Raw genomic sequence first — 9915 nt, 5'->3', positions numbered from 1 at the left:
GCCTGATGCTGCATGACCCGGACCCGGCCGCCTTGCTGGAGAAAATGCGCGCACCGGGACCGGAAGCAAAAACCAAGTGGCTCGATCGCGCAAGCGCCGGAAAAATAGCGCCCTGAGCCAAAGCCGGTCAGATCCCCGCCTGCCCGGCTACCCGGCCAGCGCCTGCCGGAAATCTTCCAGCAGATCGTCGGTATCTTCGATCCCGACCGACACCCGGATCAGGGATTCTGCAATCCCCATCCCGGCCCGGCGCTCCGGCCCCATCTCGTAAAAAATGGTGTGGGCAACCGGGATCACCAGCGTCCTGGTGTCGCCCAGGTTGCTGGCGAGGATCGCAATCTTGAGCCGGTCCAGGAAATCGAAACAGTCGATATGCGGCTTCAGTTCGAAACTGAACAAGCCGCCAAACGCGCGGAACAGCTTGGCAGACAACTGGTGCTGCGGATGCCCCGCCAGACCGGGGTAATGGACCGCCTGCACCCGGTCATCGGCTTCCAGCATGCGTGCCAGCGCCAGCGCATTGGCGCATTCACGTTCGATGCGCAGCGCCATGGTCTCGGCGCCTACGGCAATATGGTGTGCCGCTTCCGGCGCCAGCGATGCGCCGAAATCGCGCAAGGCCTTGGCCCGGACCTGGGCCATGCCCCACTGTTGCGTCGGATAGCGCCGATAATTCTCGGCAATGTTCGGGTAGGCCGACCAGTCGTACACGCCGGTATCGGTCAGGCTGCCGCCCAGCGCGATGCCGTGCCCCGCAATCGATTTCGTCAATGCGTTGACCACCAGTCCGGCACCGACCTCCTTGGGGCGGAACAGGTAAGGCGAGGTCATCGTGTTGTCCACCACATACAGGATGCCGCGCTCGCGGCACAATGCGCCGATGCGGGCCAGGTCGACCACCTGCGTGCGCGGATTGGCGATGGTTTCGACAAACACGATCCGGGTTTGCGGCGTCAGCGCGGCTTCCACATTGGCGACGTCGGTGGCGTCCACCATCGTCACCCGCGGCCCCTGGCTATTCACCGTTTGCCAAAGGCTGTTGGTATTGCCGAACAAGTATGCCGACGACACGACATGGTCGCCCTCGCGCAACAGCGCCTGGGCGATGGCGCCGATAGCGGCCATGCCGGTTGCAAAACAGATGGTCTGGAGCCCATCCTCCATCCTGGTGATCTTTTCTTCCAGCGCGGACACCGTCGGATTGCCCTGGCGCCCGTAGCGATAGCCGGGTTCACGGCCCTGGAACACCGAGGCCAGCTGGCGCGCATCGCGGTAACCGAAAGCCACCGAGGTATGGATCGGCTTGTGCAGCGAGCCATGCTCGATCGGACTTTGCCGGTCGCTATGGAGAATCGTGGTGGTAAAGCCGAATTTCTTGTTGGGAGTCATTGGAATGGCACACAAGGATGCAAGGAAAACGAGGATAACAGGGCCGTCATGCAGGCGACGGCGTACTCAACGCAACTGTTCAAGCCTTTGCCGCACGAAAGCCTGCAAGTCGGCCGACATGCCGCCGATTGAATCGGCCCGCGAGAAGGCATCGCGCGCCTCGGCGTTGCGCTTCTCCGCCTGCAGCGAGATGCCGATTCCCATCCACCAGACCGCATTGCGCGGCACCTTGCGCAGCGCGTTCAGGTAGTAGTCGATCGCCTCACGATGCCGGCCCTCCTTCTGCAGCAAGCCGGCCATGAAAGCGTGGTAGTCAGCGCGGTCCCGGTCGTACGGCAAGCTGCGCGACAAGGTATCGATGGCTGCATTGGTCTGGCCGCGATCGATCTGGATCCGGGCCAGCATCATCGCCATCGCGCCGTCGGCGCGGTTTGCGACCAGTCCTTCTTGCAGGCGCTGGATGGCGCCGTCGATATTTTTTGCTTCCATCAATTGCGTCACCAGGCTATGTCGTGCATCGGCATAGCTGGCATCGAGCTCGAGGGCGCGCTCGAACAACGGAATCGACTCGGCCGAGCGTCCCTGTTGCGCCAGCGCGATGCCGCGCCGGTATTCAACTTCCGCCAACTGACGCGGTGTCGCTTCCTTCGGCTTTGCGCGTTCCGGCACCGGGGCGCGTTCCACTGGCGCCGGATTGCCGGACGCCGCAGCGACCGGCGGTGTCGGGTTGCCGCGGTCACGGGTCGACGGCGCTGGCACTATTGGCTCCACTGCCGGTGGCACGGGCGCGGGCTTGGGCATCATCCCGACCGGCGGCACGGCGACATCGGCTGCCGGTGGCGGCATGCCTGGAGCGCTCACCAGGGGCAGTGGCGCTTGCGGCGCAGCAGCAGCACCTTGCAGCGGCTCCATCGACAGCAGCGCCGCGGAGATTTGCAGCGACAACTCGGGCGACAAGCTCGGTAATGGCTCTATCGCAGAGAAGCGCTGCCAGGCGCGGTATCCGCCCGCGCCCACAGCGACCAGGACCAGCAGCGCCACCAGCAGCCCGACCAGGCTGCGGCGGGCGGTGGGCTCGCCGCTGGCGCGCACGTCGCGATGCATGCCGGCTGCGGATCCCTGCGCGCCGGGCCGCGTTTCCAGATCCTGCAGCATCTGATTGATCAGGCTCATTGAAGCACCATCCCTGTTACGCCTGCGATGACCAAAAGGAAAACTGCGCCCGCACCCCAGACCAGGGCCATGGGCAAGGGATGGCGCGCAGTGGGCGTATCGCCGGCGGCGGCCAGCACATGGCGCTCAGCGACCTTGCTGCCGCCCTCGCCGTACACCTGCATCAGCGCCTTGTGGGCAAGTATGTTGAGCAGCCGCGGCACGCCGCGACTGGCGCGGTGCAAGGCGGTCATGGCGGACGGGCTGAACAGGTCGGATTCGACACCGGCGACTTTCAGGCGGTGCCGTATGTAAGAGACGGTCTCGGCACGATCGAGCAGGCCCAGCCGGTACTGGAAGGTGATGCGCTGGTTGAGTTGCCGGATCGACTCTTGCGCCAGCTTGCGATCGAGTTCCGGCTGGCCGAACAACACGATCTGCAGCAGCTTGCGCTTTTCGGTTTCCAGGTTGGTCAGCAAGCGCACCGATTCCAGCGTTTCCAGCGGCATCGCCTGCGCTTCGTCGATGCATAGCAGCACACGCTTGCCATTTTTTGCCAGCATCAGCAGGCGGTAGTTGATAGCCTTGATGATCTGGAATTCGTCCAGGTCGCCGGCCACCGTCACCCGCAACTCATCGGCCAGCGCCAGCATCAGGCCGCGCGGCTGCAGCATCGGATTGGGAATGTAGGCAGTCACGAATTCCGGGCCCAGCACGGACAGGAACTTGCGGCACAACAGCGTCTTGCCGGTGCCCACCTCGCCAATGATCTTGATGAAGCCTTCGCCGCTGTTGGCCGCAACCAGCAAGGTGTTCAAGGCCCGCTGGTAGATCGGGCAGGCGTAGAAATAGCTGGTGTCGGGCGTAATGCCGAACGGCGGCTCGTGCAGTCCGAAATGTTTGGTGTACATGGGGATGCCATGATACTTGAAGGCACCCGTTACCGGTAGCCGATCGGTTGAACCGGCGGCGAACGCCTAAGCATCAGGCGTCCGCAAGATCGCAAGCCTGGTGCGGAATGGACGCGCGCCACGCACGCGCCCGACGGCATCAATCGATCTGCGCCAGGTTCAGGTTCAGCTGCGAGCGGGCCACGTCTTCAAGGACCGGCTTGGGATTCTTGCGGGCGTACTCGATCCGGTCGAGGTAATCGCGCGAAATATCGCCGGTGATGTAGACGCCGTCGAAGCACGAGGCTTCAAAATTGCGCAGTGCCGGGTTGACATCCGAAATCGAACGCTTCAAGGCATCGAGATCCTGGTAGATCAGCGCGTCGGCGGTAATTTCGCGGCAGATCTCTTCGTCGGTGCGGCCATGCGCAATCAGTTCGTCGCGGGTCGGCATGTCGATACCGTACACATTCGGATACCGGACCGGCGGCGCAGCCGACGCAAAGATGACCTTGCGCGCGCCCGATTCACGCGCCATCTGCACGATCTCCTGGCTGGTGGTGCCGCGCACGATCGAATCGTCGACCAGCAACACGTTCTTGCCGCGGAATTCGGAGCCGATGGCATTGAGCTTCTGGCGCACCGATTTGCGGCGCACCGCTTGCCCCGGCATGATGAAAGTACGGCCGATATAGCGATTCTTGATGAAGCCTTCGCGATAGCTGAGGTTCAGCTTGAGCGCCAGCTCCATCGCCGCCGGACGCGATGAATCGGGGATCGGCATCACGACGTCGATTTCACCGGAGCGGAACTCGCGGCTGACTTTCTCTGCCAGGTATTCGCCCATCTTCAGGCGGCTGGCATACACCGATGCGCCATCGATCACAGAATCGGGACGCGCCAGGTAGACGAACTCGAAGGCGCAGGGGTTCAGCGTCGGATTCTCTGCGCACTGCTGGTTGTACAGGTTGCTGTCGTTGTCGATGAAGATCGCCTCGCCCGGCATCACGTCCCGCAGGAAGCTGTATCCAAGGCCTTCCAGCGCCACCGACTCGCTGGCCACCATGTATTCGGGCCCGTTGTCGGTGTCCATGAAACCGATGCAAAGCGGACGGATGCCGTACGGGTCGCGAAACGCCAGCAGGCCGTGGCCGGCAATCTGCGCCACCACCGCGTAGGAACCGCGCACCCGCTTGTGGAGCACGGCGACCGCCCGGAAAATCGTGGCGGGGTCGAGTGAAAACCCGGTGGCCGCTTCCTGGATTTCATGCGCCAGCACATTGAGCAACACTTCCGAATCCGAATCGGTGTTGATATGGCGACGATCGTTCTTGAACATCTCGATCTTGAGCTGTTCCCAGTTGGTCAGGTTGCCGTTGTGTGCCAGCGTGATGCCGAAGGGCGCGTTCACATAAAACGGCTGCGCCTCCTCCTCGCTAGACGATCCGGCCGTCGGATAGCGGACCTGGCCGATACCGGCATTGCCCGGCAGCGAACGCATGTTGCGGGTACGGAATACGTCGCGCACCAGGCCATTGGCCTTGTGCATGGAAAACGTATCGCCGTGGTTGGTCGCAATTCCCGCAGCATCCTGCCCGCGATGTTGCAACAGGAGCAGCGCGTCATATATCCGCTGATTGACGGAGCCATGCCCGACCAGACCAACTACTCCACACATAGTGGACTCCTAAACATTCAAAATTGCACATGCCGGGCGAAATCGCCAGGCAGGTAAGGCTTGATGGTACGCGCCGCGGTTTCCGCCAGCGGACTGAGCAAGGCGTCTTTCCAGAACGGCTGTTGCGGCAGCGCGGTCATGCCGGCCAGCAGTACTGCCGCCATGGCAATCACCAGCCCGCGCGCCAGGCCGAACAATCCGCCGAGTCCGCGATCGGCAACGGTCAGGCCGGTCGCCTTGATCACGGCCTCGACCGCCATCGACAACAACATCATCAGTATCCGCACACCTATAAATAGCGCCACAAACGCCACAATCAAGCGCGTCAGTGTTCCCGGTATCGATGCCGGCAACAGCGCAGCCAGCGTCTCGCCATACGCGTTGGCAAGAAAGAACGCCACCACCCAACTGGCCAGTGACAACATTTCCTTGACCAGCCCGCGCAAGGTACTGATGACAATCGAACAAATCAGGATGAACAGCACCAGATAATCGAATATCGTCACGGCCGCCACGCCTTCATGCTGCCGCCATTATGGCAGGTCAGGGACATCAAGCCGGCACCAGGGTGCCGTTGAAGCCCAGCTTGGTCAACCTGGCGCGGATCTTCTCCGCTTCCGGCTTGCCCTGCACCGGTCCGACCCGTACCCGGATCCGTTCGCCCGACTGGGTAGCTACTTTTTGCGTATGCGATTTAATGCCAGCGGCCTTCAGCTTGTTCTGCAACTCTTTCACTTTTTCGGGAGAAGCCAGCGCAGCGACTTGCACGACATAGCGTTCGGATTTTTCCGACCCCGATTTGACGTTCTCCAGTGCTGGCGAAGGCTTGCCGTCAAGCAGGGCTCGTGCGCGCGCATCGTCTGCTGCGGTCGCCCGGGGTTTTTCGACCGGCTTGGCATTGGCAACGGCAACCGGCACCGGCTCGGCTTTGGTCGTGGCCGCTGCGGCGGCCTTTGGCGCTGGCACCAGCTCGGTCTTTTGGCTGGCCGCAGGCGCTTTGGCGTCCACAGCGGGGCCGGGAGCGACATCGCCCGGGCCGTCGGCGCCGGCAACGCTTGCCGTTGCCATGATTTCCTCGCGCTCATCGAGCGCGGCCGTGGCCGGCGCCGATGCGCCTTTCCGGGGTTTTTCCTTGGACGGAATATCGATGGCGATGTCGTGTGCCAGCGGTTTGGGTTCGGGGTCGAGGATCATTGGCAGCCCGATCACGGCAGCCAGCACCAAGGCGACTGCACCGACCAGCCTGCGGCGCGCGCGCTGCTTCTCGGGCAATACCGGGTCGACCGGCTCGCTCTCCTTGCGCTTGCTGCTTCGTGCACGGCTTGCGGCTGCGCCGTCGGCTGCACCCGCTGCGAAAGCGCTGTCTTGCGTGGTTTCCTTCTGGCGGCGGAACGAGAAAAAGCCCATCGAACAGTGGTCCCCAATCAGTGAAATGCGGTGTTACGAGCTTCCATCACGCCAGCGACGGTAAAGAAGGATCCGAATACGACGATTCTATCATCCTCCCCCGCCGCACTAAGTGCTGCATGGAAAGCTTCTGCCGGAGACGAGAACTGTTTGATGCTCTTGTCGTGCTGCGGTTCAATGCTTTGTGTTACGTCGGCGGACAAAACGGCCGTTTCGAGCTGCTCAGTGTTGGCGGCACGCGGAATCGGCAAGGCGCTCAGGTACCAGTGATCGACCTGCGTTTTCAATTTTGCAACGACACCGGCGATATCCTTGTCCTGCATGCAGCCGAACACCGCATAGGTGAAGCGATAAAAGCCCATGTTGTCGAGGTTATGCGCAAGTGTCGAAGCGGCATGCGGATTATGCGCAACATCGAGAATCACGGTCGGCCGCCCTGGAAGCACCTGGAAGCGGCCCGGCAACTCGACCATAGCCAGTCCAGTCCTGATCTCCTGTGCGCTCAAGGGCAGGCGCATGCGCAAGGCTTCGCAGGCGGCAATGGCTGCCGAGGCATTGAGCAACTGGTTAGCACCGCGCAATGCCGGATAGCCCAGTGAATTTCGTCGCTGTTCGCGACCGCCATAACTCCATTGCAACTTGTCGCCCGAATAATTGAAGTCGCGGCCGAACAGCCACAGGTCTGCCCCGATTTTCTGGGCGTGGGCCAGCAGCGAAGCCGGCGGTTGCGGATCGCTGCAGATGGCGGTCTTGCCGGCCCGGAAAATGCCGGCCTTCTCCATGCCGATCGCCTCGCGCGTATCGCCAAGGTAATCGGTATGGTCAAGGTCGATGCTGGTGATGATCGCGACGTCGGCGTCGATCACGTTGACCGCGTCGAGCCGCCCGCCCAGTCCGACTTCCAGGATCACGACATCCAGCCCCGCTGCGGCGAACATCCTGAGGATGGCCAGCGTGGTGAATTCGAAATAGGTCAGCGACAGTTCGCCGCGCGCGGCGTCCACCGCCTCGAACTGTTCTATCAATGCGGCGTCGGTGACGATGGCGCCATTGATCCGGGCTCGCTCATTGAAGCGCAGCAAGTGCGGCGAGGTGTACAGGCCGACACGATAGCCGCCTTGCAGGAAGATGGCTTCCAGCATTGCGCAAGTCGAGCCCTTGCCATTGGTGCCGCCGACCGTGATGACCGGGCAATCGAAGTCCAGGCCGAGCCGCTGCCGGACCTCGGCGACCCGCTCCAGGCCCATGTCGATCGCCTTGTAATGCATCGTCTCCAGTCGGGCCAGCCAGTCGGACAAGGAGGAAGGATTTTGCATGGAAGTCTTTGGCGCACCGTCGAAAATTAAAAAGCCCGGACGCAGCAGCTCCGGGCCCGGACAAGCAGCAAGGCAATCAGGCGATCACGTCGACTGCCTGGTTTTGCAGCAGCGCCAGCAGGCCGGCGATTTCATCGCGCATCTTGCGGCGATCGACGATCATGTCGATGGCGCCTTTTTGCATCAGGAACTCGGCGCGCTGGAAACCTTCGGGCAGCTTTTCGCGCACCGTGTTTTCAATCACGCGCGGTCCGGCAAAGCCGATCAGCGCCTTGGGTTCGGCAATCACCACGTCCCCCAGGAACGCGAACGAGGCCGAAACGCCACCCATGGTCGGATCGGTCAGCACCGAAATGAAGGGCAGCTTTTTCTCGGAAAGGCGGGTCAGCATGGCCGTGGTCTTGGTCATTTGCAGCAAGGACAACAGGCCTTCCTGCATGCGCGCACCGCCCGTTGCAGTGATGCAAATGAACGGCACCTTCTGCTCCAGCGCAGCCTGGGCGCCGCGCACGAAACGCTCGCCGACGACCGATCCCATCGAGCCGCCCATGAATTCGAATTCAAAACAGGCCAGCACCACCGGCAGCGCCCGGATCGAACCGCCGACCACGACCAGCGCGTCGGTCTCGCCAGTCGACTCGATGGCGTCCTTCAGGCGGTCCGGATATTTCTTGCTGTCCTTGAACTTGAGTGTATCGACCGGCAACACTTCCTGGCCGATTTCGTAGCGTCCTTCGGCATCGAGCAGCGCGTCCACGCGCTCGCGGGCACGGATGCGCATGTGATGGTCGCACTTCGGGCAGACATGGAGGTTCGATTCCAGGTCGGTACGGTAGAGCACTGCCTCGCAAGACGGGCATTTCACCCACAGCCCTTCGGGAACGGAGCGCCGGGTCGACGCGTCAGTGCGCTGGATGCGCGGCGGCAGCAGTTTTTCCAGCCAGCTCATTTGGACCTCTTTTCCTGGTTTCGAGTGGATTTTCGAATGTAATTCAAGTGCCTGGTACCAAGTGCCAGGTACCAGATACAGGACCTGACTACGGGGACCGCGCATTGTAGCGTCCCGATGGCCCGCAGCCAACCCGCCGGCCTTGCCCATCCCGGGCCAATGCCGGCGGTGCCCATCTTACACCTCAGGCATCAAGGGCGCGGCGGATGCCGGCCAGGAAGCTTTCGGCGGCATCGACCATCTGCTCGCGCGGATGATTTTCCATTTCCTGGATGATGCGGCTGCCGATCACGACCGCATCGGCGACGGTCGCAACCGCGCGCGCGGTCTCGCCGTCGCGAATGCCGAAGCCGACGCCGATCGGCAGCTTGACATGACGCCGGACCGCGGCAATGCGCTGCGCAACGTCGTCGATGTCGATATTGGCCGCGCCGGTCACGCCCTTGAGCGAGACGTAATAGCAAAATCCGCTGCCGAGCTGGCCGACCTGGGCCATCCGTTCCTCGGTTGAGGTCGGCGCCAGCAGGAAGATCGTATCCATGCCGTTTTCGTGCATGGTCTGCGCATACTGCTCGCACTCCTCGGGCGGGTAGTCGACCACGATGGTAGCGTCCACCCCGGCCTCCTTCGCGGCAGCGATGAAGGCTGCCTGCCCCATGTGCTCGATCGGGTTGGCATAGCCCATCAGCACCACCGGCGTGGTGGTGTTGGTCTGGCGGAAGGTCCGGACGTAACCGATCACGTCCGTGATCGACACGTTGAACTTCAGCGCCCTCTCGCAGGCGCGCTGGATCACCGGTCCTTCAGCCATCGGGTCGGAAAACGGCACGCCCAGTTCCAGGATGTCGGCGCCGGCGCGAACCAGCGCATGCATCAGCGGAACGGTGATCGCCGGATCGGGATCGCCGGCGGTAATGAATGGAATCAGGGCCTTCTTTTTTTGCGCCGCGAGGGCGGCGAATGTCGGTGCTATGCGGGACATGCTTGATCGCCTTCTCAGATTTTGTGCTTGTCGAATTCGGCGACCGTGTGCATATCCTTGTCACCCCGGCCGGACAGATTGACCAGGATGGTCTTGTCCTTCGGCAGCGTGGCCGCCAACTTGGCCGCGTAAGCCAGCGCATGGCTCGACTC

The 9915-nt window shown here is 62.5% G+C and carries 9 protein-coding genes; all 9 read right to left on the bottom strand.

Annotated elements, in window-relative coordinates; genetic code table 11:
- Positions 1-147: 147 nt before the first annotated feature.
- On the bottom strand, positions 148-1389 hold the full coding sequence (locus Q7T64_RS12110; protein ID WP_304795915.1) for a cystathionine gamma-synthase family protein: 1242 nt from the start codon (positions 1387-1389) through the stop codon (positions 148-150).
- Positions 1390-1455: 66 nt separating this feature from the next.
- Complete coding sequence (locus tag Q7T64_RS12105) at positions 1456-2562, bottom strand: tetratricopeptide repeat protein (RefSeq protein ID WP_304795913.1); 1107 nt, start codon at positions 2560-2562, stop codon at positions 1456-1458.
- Positions 2559-3452 carry an ExeA family protein gene (locus Q7T64_RS12100; protein WP_304795910.1) on the bottom strand — a complete coding sequence of 298 codons (894 nt, stop codon included), beginning with the start codon at positions 3450-3452 and terminating at the stop codon, positions 2559-2561. Before Q7T64_RS12100 ends, Q7T64_RS12105 begins: the two co-directional genes overlap by 4 nt.
- 139 nt (positions 3453-3591) lie before the next feature.
- On the bottom strand, positions 3592-5109 hold the full coding sequence (purF, locus tag Q7T64_RS12095; RefSeq protein WP_304795906.1) for an amidophosphoribosyltransferase: 1518 nt from the start codon (positions 5107-5109) through the stop codon (positions 3592-3594).
- 17 nt (positions 5110-5126) lie between these two features.
- Positions 5127-5615, bottom strand: a complete 489-nt coding sequence (locus Q7T64_RS12090) for a CvpA family protein (RefSeq protein WP_304795904.1) — start codon at positions 5613-5615, stop codon at positions 5127-5129.
- Positions 5616-5661: 46 nt separating this feature from the next.
- Entirely contained in the window at positions 5662-6516 is an 855-nt protein-coding gene (locus Q7T64_RS12085; protein WP_304795901.1) for an SPOR domain-containing protein, read from the bottom strand.
- A gap of 17 nt (positions 6517-6533) precedes the next feature.
- Positions 6534-7832, bottom strand: coding sequence for a bifunctional tetrahydrofolate synthase/dihydrofolate synthase (gene folC / locus Q7T64_RS12080; protein WP_304795899.1), 1299 nt, complete (start codon positions 7830-7832; stop codon positions 6534-6536).
- Positions 7833-7908: 76 nt separating this feature from the next.
- The gene (gene accD, locus Q7T64_RS12075; RefSeq protein ID WP_304795897.1) at positions 7909-8781 is read right to left on the bottom strand and encodes an acetyl-CoA carboxylase, carboxyltransferase subunit beta; all 873 of its coding nucleotides are present in this window, start codon (positions 8779-8781) and stop codon (positions 7909-7911) included.
- 184 nt (positions 8782-8965) lie between these two features.
- Complete coding sequence (gene trpA / locus Q7T64_RS12070; RefSeq protein WP_151446930.1) at positions 8966-9763, bottom strand: tryptophan synthase subunit alpha; 798 nt, start codon at positions 9761-9763, stop codon at positions 8966-8968.
- Positions 9764-9915: the final 152 nt, after the last annotated feature.

The sequence above is a fragment of the Lacisediminimonas sp. genome, from assembly GCF_030645335.1.
Taxonomy (GTDB): domain Bacteria; phylum Pseudomonadota; class Gammaproteobacteria; order Burkholderiales; family Burkholderiaceae_D; genus Lacisediminimonas.
The sequence above is the reverse complement of the archived record's forward strand: the minus strand, read 5'-3'. Positions and strand labels throughout refer to the sequence as shown.

Bases quoted from the DNA above. Each gene is read 5' to 3' on its own strand.
- Q7T64_RS12110 (WP_304795915.1), bottom strand. From the start codon at position 1,389: ATGACTCCCAACAAGAAATTCGGCTTTACCACCACGATTCTCCATAGC.
- Q7T64_RS12105 (WP_304795913.1), bottom strand. From the start codon at position 2,562: ATGAGCCTGATCAATCAGATGCTGCAGGATCTGGAAACGCGGCCCGGC.
- Q7T64_RS12100 (WP_304795910.1), bottom strand. From the start codon at position 3,452: ATGTACACCAAACATTTCGGACTGCACGAGCCGCCGTTCGGCATTACG.
- purF (WP_304795906.1), bottom strand. From the start codon at position 5,109: ATGTGTGGAGTAGTTGGTCTGGTCGGGCATGGCTCCGTCAATCAGCGG.
- Q7T64_RS12085 (WP_304795901.1), bottom strand. From the start codon at position 6,516: ATGGGCTTTTTCTCGTTCCGCCGCCAGAAGGAAACCACGCAAGACAGC.
- folC (WP_304795899.1), bottom strand. From the start codon at position 7,832: ATGCAAAATCCTTCCTCCTTGTCCGACTGGCTGGCCCGACTGGAGACG.
- accD (WP_304795897.1), bottom strand. From the start codon at position 8,781: ATGAGCTGGCTGGAAAAACTGCTGCCGCCGCGCATCCAGCGCACTGAC.
- trpA (WP_151446930.1), bottom strand. From the start codon at position 9,763: ATGTCCCGCATAGCACCGACATTCGCCGCCCTCGCGGCGCAAAAAAAG.